The sequence below is a fragment of the Castellaniella sp. genome (assembly GCF_034675845.1).
In the GTDB taxonomy this organism is placed as follows: Bacteria; Pseudomonadota; Gammaproteobacteria; order Burkholderiales; family Burkholderiaceae_B; genus Castellaniella.
In genome coordinates, this window is the sequence record NZ_JAUCCU010000001.1 from 425,151 (window position 1) to 444,527 (window position 19,377).

At 59.3% G+C, this 19,377-nt stretch carries 18 protein-coding genes, 2 tRNA genes and 2 pseudogenes; 15 read left to right on the forward strand and 7 right to left on the reverse strand.

Annotated elements, in window-relative coordinates; all coding sequences use genetic code 11:
* Positions 1-38 precede the first annotated feature (38 nt).
* The 6 genes and pseudogenes from VDP81_RS02090 (at position 39) to VDP81_RS02115 (ending at position 5,551) form a co-directional block, all read left to right on the forward strand.
* Positions 39-566 carry a MarR family transcriptional regulator gene (locus tag VDP81_RS02090; RefSeq protein ID WP_322994646.1) on the forward strand — a complete coding sequence of 176 codons (528 nt, stop codon included), beginning with the start codon at positions 39-41 and terminating at the stop codon, positions 564-566.
* 104 nt (positions 567-670) lie between these two features.
* Positions 671-2,137, forward strand: coding sequence for an efflux transporter outer membrane subunit (locus tag VDP81_RS02095; RefSeq protein ID WP_323011400.1), 1,467 nt, complete (start codon positions 671-673; stop codon positions 2,135-2,137).
* Positions 2,134-3,315: an HlyD family efflux transporter periplasmic adaptor subunit gene (locus VDP81_RS02100; protein WP_322994644.1), complete on the forward strand. Its 1,182-nt coding sequence runs from the start codon at positions 2,134-2,136 to the stop codon at positions 3,313-3,315. Before VDP81_RS02095 ends, VDP81_RS02100 begins: the two co-directional genes overlap by 4 nt.
* Positions 3,312-4,908 (forward strand): annotated as a pseudogene (locus VDP81_RS02105) (DHA2 family efflux MFS transporter permease subunit). Before VDP81_RS02100 ends, VDP81_RS02105 begins: the two are co-directional and overlap by 4 nt.
* A 106-nt stretch (positions 4,909-5,014) precedes the next feature.
* Positions 5,015-5,398: an RNA-binding S4 domain-containing protein gene (locus VDP81_RS02110; protein WP_322995358.1), complete on the forward strand. Its 384-nt coding sequence runs from the start codon at positions 5,015-5,017 to the stop codon at positions 5,396-5,398.
* 77 nt (positions 5,399-5,475) lie between these two features.
* A tRNA-Asn gene (locus VDP81_RS02115) sits at positions 5,476-5,551 on the forward strand.
* A gap of 162 nt (positions 5,552-5,713) precedes the next feature.
* Here the strand turns inward: VDP81_RS02115 and VDP81_RS02120 are convergent.
* Entirely contained in the window at positions 5,714-6,169 is a 456-nt protein-coding gene (locus VDP81_RS02120; protein WP_322994642.1) for an OmpA family protein, read from the reverse strand.
* 294 nt (positions 6,170-6,463) lie between these two features.
* Here VDP81_RS02120 and hpaA point away from each other — a divergent pair, with 294 nt between their 5' ends.
* From hpaA to VDP81_RS02135, 4 genes are all read left to right on the forward strand, one after another.
* Positions 6,464-7,210, forward strand: a complete 747-nt coding sequence (gene hpaA / locus VDP81_RS02125) for a 4-hydroxyphenylacetate catabolism regulatory protein HpaA (RefSeq protein WP_323011401.1) — start codon at positions 6,464-6,466, stop codon at positions 7,208-7,210.
* A complete protein-coding gene (locus VDP81_RS15320; RefSeq protein ID WP_416233200.1) occupies positions 7,211-7,417 on the forward strand; it encodes a helix-turn-helix domain-containing protein in 207 nt (68 codons plus the stop codon).
* A gap of 178 nt (positions 7,418-7,595) precedes the next feature.
* Entirely contained in the window at positions 7,596-9,596 is a 2,001-nt protein-coding gene (locus tag VDP81_RS02130; protein WP_323011402.1) for an FAD-dependent monooxygenase, read from the forward strand.
* A gap of 13 nt (positions 9,597-9,609) precedes the next feature.
* Positions 9,610-10,410: an outer membrane protein gene (locus VDP81_RS02135; protein WP_323011403.1), complete on the forward strand. Its 801-nt coding sequence runs from the start codon at positions 9,610-9,612 to the stop codon at positions 10,408-10,410.
* Here the strand turns inward: VDP81_RS02135 and VDP81_RS02140 are convergent.
* Positions 10,378-11,154 (reverse strand): N-acetylmuramoyl-L-alanine amidase, encoded by a 777-nt coding sequence (locus tag VDP81_RS02140; protein ID WP_323011404.1) that lies wholly within the window; start codon positions 11,152-11,154, stop codon positions 10,378-10,380. The genes VDP81_RS02135 and VDP81_RS02140 overlap by 33 nt on opposite strands.
* A gap of 181 nt (positions 11,155-11,335) precedes the next feature.
* Between VDP81_RS02140 and VDP81_RS02145 the strand changes: the two genes are divergently transcribed.
* From VDP81_RS02145 to VDP81_RS02155, 3 genes are all read left to right on the forward strand, one after another.
* Entirely contained in the window at positions 11,336-12,565 is a 1,230-nt protein-coding gene (locus tag VDP81_RS02145; RefSeq protein ID WP_322994636.1) for a DUF3422 domain-containing protein, read from the forward strand.
* A 21-nt stretch (positions 12,566-12,586) separates the two neighbouring features.
* Positions 12,587-13,714, forward strand: a complete 1,128-nt coding sequence (locus VDP81_RS02150) for an AI-2E family transporter (protein WP_322994635.1) — start codon at positions 12,587-12,589, stop codon at positions 13,712-13,714.
* A 108-nt stretch (positions 13,715-13,822) separates the two neighbouring features.
* A tRNA-Thr gene (locus VDP81_RS02155) sits at positions 13,823-13,898 on the forward strand.
* A 65-nt stretch (positions 13,899-13,963) separates the two neighbouring features.
* Here VDP81_RS02155 and VDP81_RS02160 read toward each other — a convergent pair.
* From VDP81_RS02160 to VDP81_RS02170, 3 genes are read right to left on the reverse strand one after another with little or no spacing between them, the layout of a single operon-like run.
* Positions 13,964-14,383, reverse strand: a complete 420-nt coding sequence (locus VDP81_RS02160; protein WP_323011405.1) for a DUF6691 family protein — start codon at positions 14,381-14,383, stop codon at positions 13,964-13,966.
* Positions 14,384-14,391: 8 nt separating this feature from the next.
* Entirely contained in the window at positions 14,392-14,826 is a 435-nt protein-coding gene (locus tag VDP81_RS02165; protein ID WP_322994633.1) for a YeeE/YedE family protein, read from the reverse strand.
* Positions 14,816-15,145, reverse strand: coding sequence for a metalloregulator ArsR/SmtB family transcription factor (locus tag VDP81_RS02170; RefSeq protein ID WP_322994632.1), 330 nt, complete (start codon positions 15,143-15,145; stop codon positions 14,816-14,818). The genes VDP81_RS02165 and VDP81_RS02170 overlap by 11 nt, the downstream gene beginning before the upstream one ends.
* A gap of 169 nt (positions 15,146-15,314) precedes the next feature.
* Between VDP81_RS02170 and VDP81_RS02175 the strand changes: the two genes are divergently transcribed.
* A complete protein-coding gene (locus VDP81_RS02175) occupies positions 15,315-16,178 on the forward strand; it encodes an MBL fold metallo-hydrolase (protein ID WP_323011406.1) in 864 nt (287 codons plus the stop codon).
* Positions 16,179-16,257: 79 nt separating this feature from the next.
* On the opposite strand, the gene VDP81_RS02180 is transcribed toward VDP81_RS02175, so the two are convergent.
* Positions 16,258-17,160: a carbohydrate kinase family protein gene (locus tag VDP81_RS02180; RefSeq protein ID WP_323011407.1), complete on the reverse strand. Its 903-nt coding sequence runs from the start codon at positions 17,158-17,160 to the stop codon at positions 16,258-16,260.
* A 166-nt stretch (positions 17,161-17,326) separates the two neighbouring features.
* Between VDP81_RS02180 and VDP81_RS02185 the strand changes: the two are divergent.
* Positions 17,327-18,523 (forward strand): annotated as a pseudogene (locus tag VDP81_RS02185) (MFS transporter).
* Here the strand turns inward: VDP81_RS02185 and yghU are convergent.
* Complete coding sequence (gene yghU / locus VDP81_RS02190) at positions 18,524-19,372, reverse strand: glutathione-dependent disulfide-bond oxidoreductase (RefSeq protein WP_322994628.1); 849 nt, start codon at positions 19,370-19,372, stop codon at positions 18,524-18,526.
* Between the last annotated feature and the right edge of the window lie 5 nt (positions 19,373-19,377).

Below are 19,377 nucleotides of genomic sequence, written 5' to 3' on the forward strand. Positions count from 1 at the left end.
AATTGCCTAGTCAGATACTGATAGAGTAGAATTTTAACATGCAAGAAATTCCATTGACGCCAGCGGACAGCCAGGGCAACTGCTGTTTTTATGGTGATACCCCTGGTGATTTGGCGGCAGACCGCAATGTGGGCCTGCTGATCCGGCACCTGCACGGGCTGATGCACCGGGTCATCGACCTGGGCACCCTGCCCCTGGGCCTGACGGCCAATCAATGGCGACCATTGCTGCTGATCAAGCACAAAGGCGTAGACACCCCCGCAGAACTGGCACGCATCATGAATGTCGATACCGGCGCCATGACCCGCATGCTGGATCGGCTGGAAGCCAAAGGCATCCTGTACCGAGAACGCTGCACCGAAGATCGCCGCGTCGTCAAGATTGCCCTGACGGACACCGGCCATACCCTGACAGACCAAATCCTGCCCATCATTGCCAAGGCTTTGAATCTGCACCTGGATGGATTTTCCGACGATGAAATCCGCCTGCTGCTGACCTTGCTGCATCGCATGATCAGTAATGGCGAACGCCACTTTCAACGCGCAACCGAGCCCAGTCAGACATAAGGCCATCGTCAACCCGGCGCATGCCTGCAAGCCGCCTGCTTGATTATCTTATAATTGCCTAGTCAGATAATGACCACATCAGTAATTTTCAGCTTATTGTCAGCATGAAACCTTTTATTCCTTTGCTGCTGGTGCTTTCCCTGGCTGCCTGCGCCCCTATATCGCCTGAAAAACACCAGGTATCAGCCCTGTCCGGCGAACAACTGGCGCTAAGTCCCGATGAAACGGCGATGCAATGGCCGGACGACCATTGGTGGGAACGCTACCAGGACCCACAGCTCAATCAGTTGATCCTCCAGGCCCTGGAAAACAACCCCAGCCTGCAGGCCGCCACCGCCCGCGTACGCACGGCCCAGGCAGCCGCCCAGGGCGCACGCGCCGTGCAATGGCCGCAAATCAACGCCAATTACCATCTGACGCGCGAGCGCCTGAGCGAACACTATATCTATCCGCCCCCTCTGGGCGGTTCGACCCAAAGCGATACAGGGCTGACCCTGCAACTGGACTTCAACCCCGATCTTTGGGGCAAGCAGGCTGCCTTGAGCCATGCAGCCCAATCCAGAGCTGCCGCCGCACAAGCATCCAGCCTACAAGCCCGCACGCTGCTGATATCGACCGTGGCACAGGCATATTTCCAGTTGCAGAATGCACAAGCCCAAACCGCCGCCATTGAGGCCATCGTGGGAAAGCTGCAAGAAGCACTGGCCATCACCCAGGACCGCTATCGCAACGGACTGGGGATTCAGGTTGACGTGGACCAGGCGGATTCGGCGGTTTCTTCGGCACAGGTGCAGCTTAGCCAGGTGCGTAACAACGTCAATCTGATGCACCACCAATTGGCTGCGCTGTTGGGAATATCCCCAAGCCAGCTGCCCCGCCCGGCCCTTATCCCCCACCAGACCATCCCGACGGGCGTCCCCGCCCAGATGCCCATGGCCCTGCTGGGACGCCGGGCCGACATCACTGCTGCGCGGCTGCAGGCCCAGGCAGCCGGGGCCGAAATCTCTGCAGCCCAGGCAGATTTTCTGCCAAATATCAATCTATCCGCTTCGCTTGGCTTCCTGTCCCTAGGCATCGACCAGCTGTTTCGCAGCGGCAGCTTCAATGCCACCGCCGGTCCAGTCATTACACTGCCGATTTTCAACGCCGGGGCACTCAATGCCCAGTTGGCGGGGCGGCGCTCCGTGCGCGACGAAGCCATTGCGCAATACAACGAAACCGTGCTGAATGCGATCCGCGAAGTCGCCGACGCCAGCACCTCGATCACAGCACTGCAAACCCAGATCCAGTACCAGGCATCCAGCCTGCGGGCGATTGCCTCTGCCTACGACGTGGGCTTACAACGCTACAAGGCCGGCCTGGGTAATTTTGTCCAGGTGCTGATGGCCCAGAACGAAGTCCTGAAACAAACGGTCCAGGCGACCGATTTACAGACCCGGGCCTATCTGCTGGACGTGCAACTGGCCAGCGCCCTAGGGGGTGGATACCGCGAACCTGACGCCATGCCAGCGCCCACAGCCACCCCTGACCTTTCACTTCAGCCCCTGACCGACTCATCCACACCATCATGACCGCAACCGGCAAACAACGCACGCGCCTGTTATTGGGCGCCACTGGCATCTTTATTCTGATTGGCCTGATTTACGGGGCTTGGTGGCTGGCATTCGCGTCGCACCACGAATCCACCGACGACGCTTATGTACATGGCGACCTGGTCTCGGTCAGTGCCCAGATACCCGGCACTGTAGTTTCTATCGAGGCCGATGATACCGATCGGATTGTCCAAGGAGCTCTGTTGATTACCCTGGATGGCAGCGACACCCAGATTGCCCTGGCTCAGGCCCAGGCCGCCTTGGCCCAGGCGGTGCGCCGCACCCAGACCCTGTTCGTGCAAAATGACGCACTGGCAGCGGATGTCGAGATGGGCCAGGCCAACGTAGAGCAGGCGCAAACCCAGTTGCACAAAACCCAGAACGACCTGCAGCGGCGCAACGCCCTGCGCGACAGCGGCGGCGTCAGCGGCGAAGAACTGCTGCATGCCCAGGTCGCAGTCAAATCAGCCCAGGTCAGCCTGGCCCAGGCGCGCGCCGGGCTGGCCGCAGCCCAGGCCACCTTGGCCACCAACCAAGCCCTGACGCGGGGCAGCACAGTCGCGAGTTACCCGGACGTTCTGCAGGCTGCGGATCATCTGCGCCAAGCCTGGCTGGCCAACACTCGCACACACATCCCGGCCCCCGTGGACGGCATGATCGCCCAACGCACAACCCAACTGGGCCAGCGTATCCAGCCCGGCACCCCGCTGATGACGATCGTCCCGCTGCAAAATCTGTGGGTAGAAGCCAATTTCAAGGAAAACCAGCTACACGACGTGCGACCCGGACAGACCGCCACGCTGGTTTCCGATCTATACGGCAGCGATGTCGTCTATCACGGCATCGTACAGGGCATATCGGCAGGCAGCGGCGGGGCCTTTGCCTTGCTGCCCGCGCAAAACGCCAGTGGCAATTGGATCAAGATCATCCAGCGCGTGCCCGTCCGCATACGCCTGGACCCCAAAGAGCTGCAGGCACACCCCTTGCGTGTCGGCCTATCCATGACCGCCACGGTCAATCTGGACAGCACGCCGACACCCGATGCCAACGCCACCAACCCGGACCATACCCGCCAAAACACGCCTGTCTATGATCACGACCCCGTCGAGGTCGATACCCTGATCCAGCGCATCATCCAGGAAAACCTGGCCTCATGAGCACCACCACAGACCAGGATCCCGCCAGCTCCGCCCCCCGACCGGCCCCCGCAGGCGGCTACCCGCCGTTGGAGGGCAGCGCACGCGTATTCGGCACAATTGCAGTCTCGGCCGCTGTTTTCATGAACGTGCTGGATTCCTCGATCGCCAATGTCTCGATCCCGACCATTGCCGGTGACCTGGGCGTAAGCAGCACCCAGGGCACCTGGGTGATCACCTCCTTTGCCGTGGCCAATGCCATCACGGTGCCACTGACGGGTTGGTTGACTCAATATTTTGGCCAGGTGCGGCTATTCGTCATTTCTACCCTCTTGTTTGTCTTCAGTTCCTGGCTGTGCGGCTTTGCCTGGTCATTTGAGTCCCTGGTGTTCTTCCGCGTGCTGCAAGGCGCGGTGGCCGGGCCGATGATCCCCTTATCGCAATCGCTGATGCTGGCCAGCTATCCACGCGCCAAGGCCGGCATGGCCCTGGCCTTATGGTCCATGACGATCTTGGTCGGCCCCATCGCCGGGCCGCTGCTGGGTGGATGGATATCGGACAACTACGACTGGGCCTGGATTTTCTACATCAATGTGCCAGTGGGCCTGCTGGCCGCCTGGGGTTCCTGGCAGGTCTACAAATCCCGGGAAACCAAGCGCATCCGCCTGCCTATCGACCGCATGGGCCTGATTTTGCTGGTCGTCTGGGTGGGCGCCCTGCAGGTGATGCTGGACAAAGGCAAGGACCTGGACTGGTTTTCCAGTCCGCTGATCTGCGCCTTGGCCGTGATTTCCGTGATCACCTTTATCTATTTTGTCATTTGGGAACTGACGGCGAGTCACCCGGTGGTGGATCTGACGCTATTTGCAGTCCGCAATTTCACGACCGGGACCATCGCTTTGTCGGTGGCCTACGGCCTGTTCTTTGGTACGGTCGTGCTGCTGCCCCTGTGGCTGCAAAACACGATGGGGTACACGGCGACATGGGCCGGTGTGGCGGCTGCCCCTGTCGGCATTCTTGCCATCATTCTATCGCCGGTGGTGGGCAAGCTCCTTGCGCGTCACGACCCCCGCATGATCGCCACGATTGCATTCCTGATTTTTTCCCTCATCAGCTATATGCGCGCACAGTACAACACCCAAGTGGATTTATTCGGCGTCATGCTGCCGACCTTTATCCAAGGGGCAGCCATGGCGGCATTTTTCATCCCGCTGACCACAATTTCCCTGTCTGGCCTGAATCCTGACCGGATTCCAGCAGCGGCCAGGCCTGACCAACTTCTTTCGCCTGGTCTGCGGGGCGTTCGGCACTTCGATCACGACCACGCTCTGGGAGGATCGCGCAATCCTGCACCATGCCCGCCTGACCGAAGTCGCCCGTCCCGGCGAACCCGCTTTTGATCACATCATGGGCAATATGCAAAACCTGGGCATCGATCCACAAAAAGGCGCGGCCCTGCTGGATCAAGTCATCAACCAGCAAGCCTACACCATGTCAGCCACTGATTTTTTCTTTGCGTCCGCCATTATTTTTCTGGTTCTGATCGGCCTGATCTGGCTGGCACGGCCCAAAACCGCCAGCCACGGCAGCAGGGCCGCCGCCGACGCACACTAAGGCCCCATGATGGCTATCGCCACACACCCCGCATTGACACTTTCGTTCCCACAAGGCTAGATTGAGCACACAGAATCAGGCATTACAAGCCAAGGTACAGAAGATCATGGACAAAATCCGCCTGGATAAATGGCTTTGGGCCGCACGTTTCTACAAGACCCGAAGCCTGGCCGCCCACGAAATCGGCGCCGGACGCATTCAGGTCAATGAACAAACCATCACCAAACCCGCCCGCGAGATATCGGCTGGCGATCTTGTCCGGGTACGCAAGACCGGCTTGGAGATCACCGTGGAAATCCGCGCGGTCAGCGCGGTGCGCGGCCCGGCACCACAGGCCGCCCTGCTGTATCAGGAAACCCCGGACAGCGCTACTGCCCGCGCACACGCCGCCGAGCAACGCCGCCTGGCACCCGAACCTGCTCTGGACCTGAGCACAGGCCGCCCTACGAAACGCGATCGCCGCCTGATCGACCAGATTCGGGGGCGATAAACCCTATATTTTTATGGTTTGGCTAAGCCATTTGCACCACCATAAAAAGTTGTGTTATAGTCTTGCTTCTTCGCAGTTCCCCGATAGCTCAGTCGGTAGAGCGACGGACTGTTAATCCGCAGGTCCCAGGTTCGAGCCCTGGTCGGGGAGCCAAGAAATTCAAGCACTACGCCACTCTTAACCGGGTGGCGTTTTTGCTTTCTACGGCCAAGCTACAGCCATCGCAATGCCCAGCAACTTGCCTGCACGGGCCATGCTAAGCACCCAGCGGAAAGATCGCCAGCACGCCCACACAAAAAATATGGGAACGATCCCCTAATGTGCCAAATTCGTGAAGACTTCGACCCGGCGATTGGGAGCCAAGCACTTGATCAATGCTTCACGATTGGTTTCATTACATTGGACAAGCGGTTCGCTGGAGCCCACCGAGCGCACATGGATGCTGGCCGGGTCAGCGCCAATTCGGACCATTTCGTCGCGTGTTGCTTCGGCCCGTTTTAAAGACAAAGCCCGATTCGCGGTCTCGTTACCGATGCGATCCGAGTGCCCTACGATCGCAATGCGCAAATTATTTTGCTTGGAAATACGAGTCGTGTATTCATCCAGCAAGGCAAGGCCAGCGGGGGTGAGTTTTGCACTGCCAAAATTGAAGGCCGCATCATCCAGGGTAATACCGTGATAGTTGCGGTTGGCCGTGACGCAGCCGGTTAAAAAAAGAGCAACAATCACCATCAAAAATGCTCGCGAAGATTTGGTGCGGATGGTAAACATTTTCCTACTCCTCTTGAAGGTGCCCGTTTCTGACCGGGGGACCTGGAAGTCTCTGTGCAGAATGTCTGCTAAATGTCATGCAGAGAATTTCTGGAGCTGCCCATGTTGAGCATGCAGGGTTGTTACAAAAACACAACGATCATCACTTGAATGCTCAAGATTGTCAAATAATGCCCAAATACTGCATGAATACGCTTTCGCAGTATGCTGAAAATCATCAAAAACCTAATGGGAAAGCTTTAGCGGCAAGGCCTGAGCCTGGCCGCATCGACACCTATTTCAGGAGCGCCAGACATGACCACCAGGCAAGGCCTCGCCAGCATCCCGATCCTCGATCTTGGCCAAGTCTATGATCAGCGCTATGCCGACGCCGACTTTCACTACGACGGTCATGGCCGTCTCTCTGAGTTCTTCGGCCGCAGCGTGGCGGTGCATCGCCATGACCGCTTCTTCCAGATCCATTACATCCATAACGGCCATGTCCACCTCTACCTGGATGATCTTCAATACCGCCTCGAAGGTCCGCTGTGTTTCTTGACCCCGCCCGGCGTTCCGCATGCCTTCGTCACCGATACGGCCTGCGAAGGTCAGGTCATCACCGTGCGCCAGCAACTGGTATGGAAGCTGTTCGAGAGCGAAGCCAGCCTGTCTCTCCGACTAAACCGGCCACTGTGCGTCAGCCTGAGTGGGCAGCAAGATGAGGCAGCCCGCGTCGCCGCGCACCTGGGACCTCTGTTCCATCAGGTCGCCGACGAATTCGCCTGCCAACGCGACGGCCGCGAAACCAATCTGCTCGCCCTGCTGCGACTGATCCTGGCCAAGCTGCTGCACCTGGTCGAATGGACACAGCATGACAGCCCCGTGCCGACCCACGACCTGTTGCAGTTTCACCGTTTCAACCAGTTGGTGGAGGCCCGCTACACCGAGCACTGGTCGCTACAACGCTATGCTGGCGAGCTGGGCCTGACCACCGCGCGGCTCAACCTGATCTGCCGACGCCTGGCGGGCATGTCATCCAAGCAACTGATCTTCGAGCGCTAGTTGCAGGAGGCCAAGCGCCTGCTGTTGCACAGCGGCCAGTCAGTCAGCCAGATATGTTTCGCGCTGGGTTTTCGCGACCCGGCCTACTTCTCACGATTTTTTCGCCATCATGTCGGCATGCCCCCGAGCGACTACTTTTCACGGCGAGTTATTGCCACAGAGCCTTGCGGAAAGTCCAAGCTTAACGGCGAAAGCTGCATTCCGTGATTCACCTCCATGCTCCTATCATAGTGCCTCCAACAGTTAGAAACAGCGGAGACACCATGCCCCCCGAAAACATAGATCCCGGTGAATTCCGTGCCAGCGGCAATCGCCCATTCGCTGGCAAAGAACATCTGGCCAGCCTGCGCGGCGATCTCAAGGCCATGACAGAAGGAGCTTGCTCATGCAGTATCATCTGAACGGTTTCAAGCCCGGCGACTATCAGATTTCTGATGCGGCGCGTCAGCCTGCACCGCCGCCGCCGATGGCTGATCTGCCGAAACAGGTCGATGTGCTGATCATCGGTTGTGGCCCGGCGGGCCTGGCGCTGGCACGGCAGTTGGCGGATTTTGCCAATATCAAGACCTGCATCGTCGAGCAGAAATCCGGGCCGATGCTGTTCGGTCAGGCGGATGGTATATCCTGCCGTACCATGGAAATCATGGAGGCTTTCAACAGCAGCGAGCTGCTGGTGAAGGAAGCCTATCAACTGCACCAGAACGCCTTCTGGGAGCCGGATGCGCAGAATCCGCAGCAGATCAAGCGCACGCACAAGGTGGCGGATGCGCGGTTGGGGCTGTCTGAGTTCACCCATGGGGTGGTCAACCAGGCGCGCTTGCACGATATTCTGCTCGACGGTATGGCGCATTCGGTCACGCATCTGGTGCCGCATTACAACCGCCGTTTGCTGGAGTTGGTGGTCGATCAGAGCCTGACTCAGGACCTGGACGCGCATCCGATCACGGCGACCTTCGAGCGCAACGATGCCAGCCAGTCGAGCAAGGTCGAAATCGTCAAGGCCCGCTATGTGGTGGGTTGTGATGGTGCCCGCAGCGCGACGCGCAAAAGCCTGGGGATCGAGCTGCAAGGCGACTCGGCCAACAAGGCCTGGGGCGTGATGGATGTGCTGCCGGTGACGAACTTCCCGGATATTCGGGTAAAAAGCTTCATCCAGTCAAAGGACAACGGCGCGGTGATGCTGGTACCGCGTGAGGGCGGCTATCTGGTGCGTCTGTATGTTGAACTCGATCTACTGGGCAAGGATCAGCGCGCTTCACAACTCAATCTGAGCGTCGATGACCTCATCGCCAGGGCCCAGCAAATCATGCAGCCGTATCAATTGGAGGTGAAGGAGGTCGCCTGGTGGTCGATCTATGAAGTCGGGCAGCGCGTTGCCGAACGCTTTGACGACATTCCGGCGGGCAGCCCGGATGGCCTGATTCCACGCGCCTTTGTCGCGGGTGACGCCTGCCATACCCACAGCCCCAAAGGGGGTTGGGGCCTGAATACTTCGTTGCCGGATACCTTTAATCTGGGCTGGAAGCTGGCGGCGGTGCTGCAGGGCAAAGCACGCCCGAAACTGCTGCAGACCTACGCAACCGAACGCCGCAAGGTGGCCTTTATGCTCATCAACGCCGACCGTGAAATGTCGGCGCTGGTCGCTACTCACCCAAATGCCAAAAAAGATGCATCATCGGCGAAAACCAGCACCGCCGATATAGAAAACTTTATCGCCCGCCAAAATGGATTCATTGCCGGCACCTCGATTGACTATGACGAATCCTGGCTATGTACGGGACATAAGAATCAGGCGCTGGCAAGCGGGTTTCCGATCGGACAGCGTTTCCATTCCGCCCAGGCCGTGCGCGTTGCAGACGGTCGCCCGGTGCAGTTGGGACACCTGAACAAGGCAGATGGCCGCTGGCGCATCTTCATCTTTGGCGATGCGAAAAACCCGCTGGATGCGACCTGCGAAGCGGCCAAACTGGTCAAGTTTCTGGCTGATGCAGATACCTCTCCGGTAAAACAATACACCCCGACCGGGGCGGATATCGACTCGGTGATCGATGTCTATGCCGTATTCCAGCAACAGGATCTGACCCTCGAAGACATGCCGGATTTCCTCTGGCCCGCAAAGGGAAAATACGGCCTGCGCGATTACGAAAAAATCTTCCAGACGAGCAAGACGCACGACATCTTTGAGCAGCGCGGCATCGACCGACTGAATGGCTGCATCGTGGTGGTACGCCCGGATCAGCACATCGCCAATATCCTGCCGCTTAATGGCCATGCCGAGCTGAGCCAGTTCTTTGATGGGTTCATGTTGCCCCCCAGAGCTGAAACAACCCTTCAAGCATTAAACAATGGCGCTTTGGCGGTATGCTGCAGACTATCAATCATATGACCAGGAGACACCCATGAAGCCGCTGAAGCCCCTGATGATCCTGATGATCCTGCTGGCCGCCGGGCTGTGTCAGGCACCTGCCACCTGGGCAGCTGACAGCGGTCCGTACATTGGGGCCCTTGGAGGCCTGGGCACCTTGCAATCCACGTCCCTGCAGCAATTGGGCACTGTCCGCCTGCCACACCCGCTGCCCGACCTGCCCATTGATGCCGATGGCAGCACCGACCGCCCCCACCTTGCCCTGGGCGGCCTGCAATTGGGCTATCAATGGGACGCCATCCCCGTCGGCGCCAGCGCCTGGCGTTTTAGACCAGCCGCCGAGCTGGAAGGACTATATCTGGGCAGACATACCCCAAAGGGCGATATGCCGGTCGACCCCAGCTTTCTGGGCACTCAGTACGTCACGATCCCCACCACTGGTCAACTGCTCATGGCCAGCGTGGTGTTCGCCCTGGAAACCCCCTATTCCCAGCGCGTCTTCCCCTATGTCGGGGTAGGTGCCGGCATGGCCCGGCTGTCGATCTCGGGAGCCGATTCAGCCAATCCGTCCGAGCCTGGCATCAATCACTTCAATTCGGATTCCAGCGCCTCCGACTCGGCCTTTGCCTACCAACTACGCCTGGGCCTCAAGGGCCAGATAAGCCGCCAGCTCAGTGTCTTCACTGAATACCGCTATCTGAGCATTGCCGCCACCCGCTACGGATTCGGCGCCACCGACTATCCCGGCGAACACCCGCCCACCGACACCTGGGATGTGCGCCTGGGCCGCCTGAGCTATGACCTATTCATCGCCGGACTGCAGTATCAGTTCTGAATAGCGCTGCAGGCCACGCACAATACCGCTGATCATCTGCTGCCGATGATCGGCAACATTGACGTACGCCTCGTCCTGCACGTCCGTGATGACGCCGATTTCCAGCAATACGGCGGGTATTTTGCTGTGCCGCAAAACCGCCAGGTTGTCGTACTGGTATATCCCCAAACGCGAATCAAGCAGCGGGCGGCTTTCTCCGCATGCCTTGCCTGCATGCTCCAGCATCGGCGCGCGCCCAAGCGCATGCAGTTGGCCGCCCAATACCTTGGCCAGATCATAGGATCGTGAAAATTTCGGGTTTTTCTTGGACACATACAAGGAATAACCACCCGTTGGCTGCCGAGTCTGATACACCGTGCGCCCACTCACGACGACCGGCTTCAGGCAGCGCAACTGGATCGAATCATGATGAACAGACAGAAAGATATCCGCTTTCAGGTCGTTGGCAATCTTGGGACGATCCACCAAGCCCAGCGTCTGATCAGGCTGGCGCGTCACCCACACGCGCCAGCCCGCCGCGCGCAAGGCTGGGGCCAGCTCAGCCACAAATCGGTCGTTATAAGTCACTTCCGGGGTGCCACGAACGCTGGTGGCTCCTCCACTGGTCGGGCTGTGGCCCGGATCGAGGACGATCAAGGGAGCTTCGGCCTGAAGCGCCTGGGGCGGCGAATCCACAACCACCGGCACCGTACTGCAGCCCGAGAGCAACAAACAAACTGCTGCCAGCTGGTTTTTTATCCGCATATTGTTCGATCAGCCAATGTCACCTAGTCGTCTGCGATTGTACGCGGACGCCCGGAGCCAGCCCTTGATGGCTGTCTAGTCGATGAATACACAGTATTTCATCCGGCAAACCTATTCATACGTTCCATGGGCTTTTTTTGGATACACTGGGCTGTTCCTTCTGCCCCCGGATTCACGCCGCATGCACCTGCAACGCAACACCCTGCACAACGAGCTGCACGCCAGACCATCCATGTATTTCGATGCGCCGGCCCAGGTATTTCATCTGGCGTTCCTGGATGAGGATGACGCAGCGCAAACCATCATCCAAACCCTGTGCGATCGCCACGTGGCCCTGGCTGATCCCATGCTGCCTCAAGGCGAATTCCCCGTGGGCGAGGCACGTCTGAAATGGGAACGCCATACAGAATTCCTGACCCTGACGCTGGTCAGCCCCGGCATGCACGCCGGCCCCTGGCCCGCCCTGCCCAGCGTCTTGGCCGAAGTTGCTGAAACACATAGCGCGCTGCTGATCAATGCCGACCAGATCTGCGTGGAATCCACGGAATCATGGCGCGGACAACTGACGGATTACGGCTTCCACGATCCCGTGGGTTCCGACCTGGACGGCGGCAAGGCCACGGTCTGGAGCGACCTGCGCCTGAATGGCAACGGCATCAACCGCATGCTGATCCTGAACCGCCAACTGGATGGTCGGCGTCTGGGACGGATGACCCGACGCCTGCTGGAGATCGAAACCTACCGCTTGATGGCCTCATTGACCCTGCCGGTGGCACGATCATTGGGGACTGAGCTGCGTCATTATGAAACCGAACTGATGGCCTTGTCAGACGACAACACCAGCGCCCAGGCTCAGGATCTACGCGCCCTGCTGAAACGCATTACCCAACTGTCGGCCCGCGTTACCCAGACGCATACCCGCACGCGACTGCGCTTCAGCGCCACGGCCGCCTATGCCCAACTGGTCACCGACCGCATCAGCGAACTGCACGAAAGCCGCACGGGGGACTGCCAACAACTGGGCACCTTCATCGAGCAGCGTTTTCAGCCCACCGTGCGCTATTGTGCATCCATCGACCAGCGACTGACCCGCATCAGCGATGGGGTGGCCCACCTGGGCAACCTGCTGCAAGCCCGCGTCCAAGTCGAAATGGAAGAGCAAAACAGCCAGATCCTGCAAAGCCTGAACACCCGTGCCGATACTCAGATCAAAATTCAGAAGGCAGTCGAGGGCCTGTCCATCATCGCCATCAGCTATTATTTGTTCAGCCTGTTCAAATTGCTGTATCAGGGGGCACTGACCCTGGGCCTTGAATGGTCTCCCAAAACCGCACTATTGACCAGCATGCCGGTAGCCGCCGTGATCATCGGCGCTATCGCCTACCGGATACGCAGCGCCCGACGGCACTGACGCCAGCCTTCCCCTAAGTTTATGCAAACAAACACCCTACATTTTCGTTTTTTCCTGCTGCTGCTGGCTGCGGTTTCCTTTGCCTTCATCAGCATTCTGCTGCCGTTCTATGCCGCTATTTTCTGGGGCTGTGTGCTGGCGGTGCTGTTCAGTCCTTTTCATCGCTGGCTGCTGGCGCGACTGGGTGGTAAGCGGCGCAGCCTGGCCGCCCTTCTCAGCGTTCTCAGTATTATCCTGATCGTCATCGTGCCGCTGCTCTTCATCACCGGCGCCCTGGCCCAGGAAATTGCGGGGCTGTATAACCGAATCAACTCCGGCGAACTGAACTTGGGGCAATACTACGAGCAAGTGGTATCGGCGCTGCCCGCCTCGGTGCATGGCTGGCTGAATTCCTTCGGGCTGGGCGACTTGTTCAGCATCCGTGAAAAACTATCGACCTGGGCCTTGCAGGCCAGCCAATTTCTGGCCAAACAGGCGGTCAATATCGGACAGAATACCTTCCAGTTCGTGATCGGGCTGGGGGTGATGATCTATCTGCTGTTCTTCCTGTTGCGCGACGGTTCCACCATGGTGCCTACCCTGAAGCGCCTGATTCCCCTGCCGGACGAACACCGCATCAAACTCTTTCTGAAATTCACCACGGTGGTGCGGGCCACCGTGAAGGGCAATATCGTCATCGCGGCCACCCAAGGTCTATTAGGTGGCTTGATGTTCGCTTTTCTGGGTATCCAGGGCCCTCTGTTCTGGGGGGTGCTGATGGCTTTCTTGTCCCTGCTGCCTGCCATCGGGGCATCGCTGATCTGGGCGCCGGTGGCGGTGTATTTCATGGTCAATGGCGACTACTGGCAAGGCACCACGCTGACCCTGTTCGGCGTGGTGGTCATCGGTCTGGTCGACAATCTGCTGCGCCCCATGCTGGTGGGCAAGGACACCAAGCTGCCCGACTATGTGGTGCTGATCTCGACCCTGGGCGGCCTGTCCGTATTTGGCCTGAACGGCTTTGTGATCGGCCCGCTGTTTGCCGCCTTGTTCATGTCCTGCTGGGATTTGTTTCCCGATGCGGTCCAGATGATTCAGGATCAGCCCACCTCCCAGAAAAGACAGCAGGCCGTCGAACTGATCCACACGGACTCAGACCCTGGGACTTAAGCAGCACCAATCTTGCCCGTCTTTCCGTCTAAATTAAAAACCATGTATAATGCTTGGCTTTGGTGGGGAGACCCGCCAAGAGATGGTACTTTAAACAAAAACACCATGGCCGGCTTAGCTCAGTTGGTAGAGCAGCTCATTCGTAATGAGAAGGTCGGGGGTTCGACTCCTCTAGCCGGCACCAATCAGGTTATACAAAAAGCCCTTGCTGCGTCATCGCCAAGGGCTTTTTTGTATTGTTTTGCTGCGCTATCGATTCACACACCGCTGCAGCCATTCGAACAGCCCCATGCCCAGCAGCATGGCGGCCACAAAGACAGCAGCCTGCCATTGCCCCGCCCCAAGATCAACCAACGCAGGGCCGGGACACAAACCCACCAGGCCCCAGCCAATGCCGAACACCAGGCTGCCCAGCACCAGACGGCGATCGATCTGTCGCGCAACTGGCAAGCGCAGCGGCAAGCCCAGATAAGTCACTGTGCGCCGCCCGGCCAGATGAAACGCCCCCAGTCCGGCCAGAACGGCACCCCCCATGACCAGCACCAGAGACGGGTCCCAAGCGCCGGTAATGTCCAGAAAGCCAATCACTTTCAGTGGATCTGCCATGCCTGAGACCAGCAAGCCGATGCCAAACAACAGCCCCGAGAAAAACGCAGCAAATTTAGCCATGATGAATCTCATGCCCCCAGAAAGCGACGAATCATGAACACAGTGACCATGCCTGCCCCGATAAAGCAGACCGTGGCCACCAGCGAGCGCGGTGACAAGCGGGACAGGCCGCAGACGCCATGGCCGGACGAACAACCGCTGCCATAGCGCGTGCCCAGCCCCACCAGCACCCCGGCCAGCACCAGCGTCCCGATATCGGCATCGATATGAACAGGTACCAACTGACCCGTCCAACGCGCCAGCAGGGGAGCCGCCAACATGCCGGCCAAAAAGGCCAGACGCCAAGCCCGATCACCAGGACCAGCACGCAATAAGCCCCCCAGCACCCCGCTGATCCCGGCGATGCGGCCATTGAGCAAAATAAACGAGGCCGCCGCAAGCCCGATCATCAGCCCCCCGGCCAATGCCGACCAGGGCGTAAAAGCAATCCAGTCAATCGTCATGATCTGATCCTTGAGGACAATAAATGGTGTAGAGCGCCGCCAGCACCTGCAGGAGTTGCTGGTTGGCAACACGGTAGAAAATTTGCTTGCCGCTGCGACGGGTCGCCACCACGCCTTCGCTGCGCAATACCCCCAATTGCTGGGAAAGCGTAGGCTGGTGTATGCCCAGCAGGGACTCGAGTTCGCCCACGCTGGATTCACCCTGGGATAGCTGGCACAGCAGCAACAGGCGATCCGGGTGCGCCAGCAGCTTCAGATCCGCCACCGCCAATGCGGCAGCGGTTCGGAGGCGACCCGGGTCTAACATATCAATCGGCATATTATTTAGAAATCCTTTTGCTGAGGCTTGCGACTGCCCAACAATTGGCTTTACACAAGACTTGAATACATTATATTATTACATATAATATATATCAACATAATGATGCTGGATTTGCAATACCTCGGCAGCCAGCCCCCACGGCTACTCACTTTCAGGAAAACCCACCATGCCCATGCATATCCAGCCTTTTTATGACGACATGTCTGGCACCATCAGCTACGTGTTGTCGGACCCCGACACCCGGATGGCGGCCATTATTGACCCTGTGCTCGACTACGAGCCGAAGTCCGGTCGCACCAGCACGGCATCCGCGCAAAAAATCCTGGACTATCTGCACGACCACAATCTGAGCACACAATGGATACTGGAAACGCATGCCCATGCCGATCACCTGTCGGCCGCTGTCTGGTTACGCCAGCAAACCGGGGGGCGAATCGGCATTGGCGCTGCCATCTGCCAGGTGCAATCGGTTTTCAGTGCGCTATACAACTTGGGCGATGATTTTCCGGTGGATGGCAGTCAATTCGACCACCTGTTTGTCGATGAAGAAGTCTTTCACATCGGAAACCTGTCAGCCACGGCCCTGCTGGTGCCCGGCCACACGCCTGCCGACATGGCTTACCAGATAGGTGATGCGGTCTTCACCGGCGATACGCTGTTCATGCCTGACCTGGGCACCGCCCGCACCGACTTTCCGGGCGGTGATGCGCGCCGCCTGTACCAATCTATCCAGCGGCTGTTGGCCCTGCCGGGGCAGACCCGCCTGTTCGCCTGTCACGACTACCCGCCGGAGACCCGGGTGGCCGCTTGGGAAAGCACGGTTGCCAGCCAAAAGGCCCACAATATTCATGTACGCGACGGAGTCTCGGCAGACGAGTTTGTCGCACTGCGCCAAGCACGGGATGCCACCCTGACGGCCCCTGCCCTGATTCTGCCCGCCTTGCAGGTCAATATTCAGGCGGGACAGTTGCCTCTGCCAGAAAGCAATGGCAGGTCATACCTGAAAATTCCGCTGAATGCTCTGAAATAGCACAGTTGCCATGCCTAAGCTGCAGCAGTCCTCATGGTCATCAAGCTGCGGCACGAAAGCACAAACGAAAACCTGACAATCAGGCGCGCAAAGCGCCAGCCTGATTGGCCGGCACGACCTGAATGATCCGGGCGGCGCTGTCCGTGGCGGCAGCCAGGGCGGCCTGAGGCGATGCCCCGCCTCCCCAGGCATGGACAAAGGCCGAGGCAAACGCATCTCCGGCCCCGATGGTCGAGACTACCTCCACGCGCCGCACCGGATGAAAATGCGCTTGTTCCCCATCAAAAAACAGGGCGCCTCCGGCCCCCAGGGTCAGCAATGCGGCCTGCCCTGGCCGCCGGATCAACTGACGCGCCAGTGCCTCAGCCACCTCGGGCGGTGGGTCGTCCACCTGCAGGGTGTCATCCCCCACCAGGCTGGCGGCCTCACGGGCGTTGACGCACAGCAAATCGGCCTGATCCCACAGACCATGCAAAGCGGCAGGGTTGGACAGTTGCCGGGCGCCTGGCGTGACCACCAGACGAAATGAGCGGGATGTCATGGCTGCCAGCGCTGCCTGCAGCCAGGCCTGGGATTCCAGGGACAGGCCAGTCACATACACAATATCGGACTGGGCCAGCCCGGCAAAACCTTGCTCGCCCACCCAGGCGCTGGCCCCCCGCTGGGCGTAGGCGCGCGCCGCGCCAGTGTCGTCCACCATGACCACAGCCTTGCCAGTGGGTAGATGGTGGTGGGGCGACATGACGGCCTGAATGCCGTGGCGCTGCAATAAATCCCGCAGCAAGCCACCCTCCAGATCGTCGCCCACGCAGGCATGCACAGCCACCTGCGCACCACAGGCCACCATATTGAAAGCTGCATTGACTGCGCCACCACCGGCGTACAGGCCAATATGGTCTACATCCTGCTTGGCCCCGAGCATGGGCTGAACGGTAGAAACAACAATGTCGACAATGGCAGCGCCAATCGTGGTGATATGCATGACAAGGCCCATGGGTAAGTGCGCTCCCCCATGGCTCGATTGCATCGCCATCGGGACGAACGAGGAATATAACAGGCCCAGTTCAGTGCCCGCCAAACGCATCAATTAAGTTACTTAAGGGTTAACCCTGATAGTACAATAGACGGCTGAAATCTTTTCTTCTCTTATGTCTCCCACTACGACTTCCCCACCAACCAAGGCCTCGCCCGGCATGGTTATTCTGGCGTTGGCGATTGGCGCTTTTGCCATCGGCACCACCGAATTCGCCACCATGAGCCTGCTGCCTTATTTTGCGCTTGACCTAGGCATCGATGCGCCTGCGGCGGGTCACGTCATCAGCGCCTATGCCCTGGGCGTGGTGGTGGGTGCGCCGCTGCTGACGGTGCTGGCGGCACGCATGGCCCGGCGCACCTTATTAATTACCCTGATGGGCATGTTTGCCCTGTTCAACGCCTTGTGCGCCTTCGCCCCCAATTATGAATCGCTGCTGATCCTGCGATTTCTCAGTGGGCTCCCACACGGGGCGTATTTTGGTATTGGCTCGCTGGTCGCCGTGTCCATGGTGCCCTACAGTCAGCGCAACCAGGCGGTGGGACGCATGTTTCTAGGCCTGACCATCGCAACCATCATTGGCGTGCCCTTCGCCAACTGGCTGGGCCATGTCCTGAGCTGGCGCTGAGGCTTTGGCTTGGTGGCGGCCTCCGGCCTGTTGACCATGGCCCTGATTGCCCGGCTGGCCCCCTATAGCCCTCCGGCTGCGGGGGCCAGTCCACTGCGCGAACTCAGCGCCCTGAAGCACTTGCAGGTCTGGCTGACTTTGGCCGTGGGGGCGATTGGCTTTGGCGGCCTGTTTGCGGTGTATACCTATCTGGCCGATATCCTGCTGCAGGTCACCCAAACGTCGCCCAATGTCGTGCCACTGGTGTTGGCCGTCTTTGGCCTGGGCCTGACCATTGGCAATATTCTGATCCCTTGGCTGGCAGACCGGGCGCTATTGCCCACTGCGGCGGGCCTGTTGCTATGGAGCGCCGCCATGTCGGCGCTGTTTCCGCTGACCGCCGGTCACGTCTGGTCGATTTCCTTGAATGTGTTCCTGATCGGCTTTGGCGGCGCCCTGGGCACCGTGCTGCAAACCCGGCTGATGGATGTGGCCCGCCATGCCCAGGGGCTGGCGGCCGCGCTGAACCATTCGGCGTTCAATTTTGCCAATGCGCTGGGGCCGCTATTGGGCGGCATGGCGATTGCCGGAGGCTATGGCTGGACATCCCCCGGCTGGGTCGGTGCCGGACTGGCCATGGGGGGATTCGTCATCCTGATGGTGTCGATGCTGGTCGACCGCATCCGGCCCCCCCAACCGGCCTGATCAAGGCTGGATCAGCGCATCCAGATCTGCGGCGCTGTGGCGTTCGCGCAGGCAGCCTTCGTTGGTGCGATTGACCAGCCTGCCGCGCTGGACTGCGGGGCGCCGGGCGATTTGATCGGCCCAGCGCAGGACATGCTGATAATCCTGCACAGACAGAAACTCTGCCGCGCTATACAGCTGCCCCAGCACCAGGCCGCCATACCAGGGCCAGATTGCCATGTCGGCAATCGTGTAGTCAGCGCCAGCCACATAAGCATGCTGCGCCAGACGCTGGTCCAGCACATCCAGCTGACGTTTGGTCTCCATGGCAAATCGATCAATGGCATATTCAATCTTATGGGGGGCATAGGCATAGAAATGCCCCAGGCCGCCACCGACATAAGGGGCGCTGCCCACCTGCCAAAACAGCCACGACAGGCATTCGGCCCGGGCGGCACCGTCGTTCGGCAGAAACACGCCGAACTTCTCGGCCAGATACAGCAAAATAGCCCCGGACTCAAACACCCGGACTGGTTCGGCTCCGCTACGGTCTACCAGCGCGGGGATTTTTGAATTGGGATTGATATCCACAAAGCCGCTGCCGAATTGGTCACCCTCGCCGATCTGGATCAGCCAGGCGTCGTAATCGGCGCCAACATAGCCGGCCGCCAGCAGTTCTTCCAGCAGGATGGTGACCTTGACGCCATTGGGCGTGCCCTGCGAATACAACTGCATGGGGTGCTGCCCCACCGGTAGAACCTTATCGTGCGTCGGCCCGGACACCGGCCGGTTGATGCTGGCAAAGCGTCCACCGCTGGGTTTTTCCCATACCCAGACTTTGGGCGGCGTATACGGCTGTTGTTCACTCATGATGG